Annotated in this window: 1 protein-coding gene; it reads right to left on the bottom strand. The window is 63.9% G+C overall.

The window, feature by feature from the left end; translation table 11 throughout:
* On the bottom strand, positions 1–266 hold a 266-nt coding region (locus SB719_RS20600; RefSeq protein ID WP_412159807.1), incomplete at both ends, for a sodium:solute symporter family transporter.

The raw sequence follows: 266 nt of genomic DNA, 5'->3' as shown, positions 1-266 counted from the left end.
CCAACTGCGGGATCGGATTGCCGGTCAGCTGCATCGAGATGAACACCGCCGGGATGGTGTAGGCGATGATCAGCACGATGTACTGCGCCACCTGGGTGTAGGTGATGCCCTTCATGCCGCCCAGCACCGCGTACACGAACACCACGCCCGACGCGATCAGCAGGCCGGTATTGGGGTCGACCTCGAGGAAGCGCGAGAACGCCACGCCGGCGCCGGTCATCTGCCCGATCACGTAGGTGATCGAGATCATCAGCAGCGACGCCACC

This window comes from Pantoea sp. SIMBA_079 (assembly GCF_046940275.1).
Taxonomy (GTDB): Bacteria; Pseudomonadota; Gammaproteobacteria; order Enterobacterales; family Enterobacteriaceae; genus Pantoea; species Pantoea borealis.
The sequence above is the reverse complement of the archived record's forward strand: the minus strand, read 5'-3'. Positions and strand labels throughout refer to the sequence as shown.